The organism is Haoranjiania flava (genome assembly GCF_025631005.1).
Taxonomy (GTDB): Bacteria; Bacteroidota; Bacteroidia; order Chitinophagales; family Chitinophagaceae; genus Haoranjiania; species Haoranjiania flava.
In genome coordinates, this window is record NZ_JAOTPL010000058.1 from 1 (window position 1) to 438 (window position 438).

The following is a 438-nucleotide window of genomic DNA, read 5'->3' on the forward strand; positions in this document are numbered from 1 at the left end:
GTATCCGGCACGCCTGCTTGGGCATTTGCGCCTTTGGTGATAAATAAAACCATGAGAATGATAACTATTTTTTTCATTAATATCTAATTATTATACCGCCAATCGACAACTACATCGGCAATAATACCGGTACCATAGTATTGAGCGGCTTCTGTGCGCCATTGGCCACGATATGCTCCGCCATCATATATGGGCCCTGATATAGTTCTGTTTAGTGGGGTAGCCCATTTTATTTCAAAATTATACGAGCCAAAATCTTCCATATATTCCGGGATAATAAAATAAAAGCCGGTAGAAATTTCTTTATTCTTATAAGCAGAGTGGCCAACTGAAGGAGTAAAAAATTTTATAGCAGGTTGTAAATCATTCAACAAAACAGAAAACGGCTTGCCGATATATTTGCTTTTATTGGCCTGTATCTGATTGAGATAAGCTAGC

The 438-nt window shown here is 38.1% G+C and carries 1 protein-coding gene; it reads right to left on the minus strand.

Annotation, left to right across the window (positions count from 1 at the left end; translation table 11 throughout):
- Window positions 1-83 precede the first annotated feature (83 nt).
- Window positions 84-438, minus strand: a 355-nt coding sequence (locus tag OD355_RS13840; RefSeq protein WP_263039088.1) for a hypothetical protein, incomplete at its 5' end; no start/stop codon positions are given.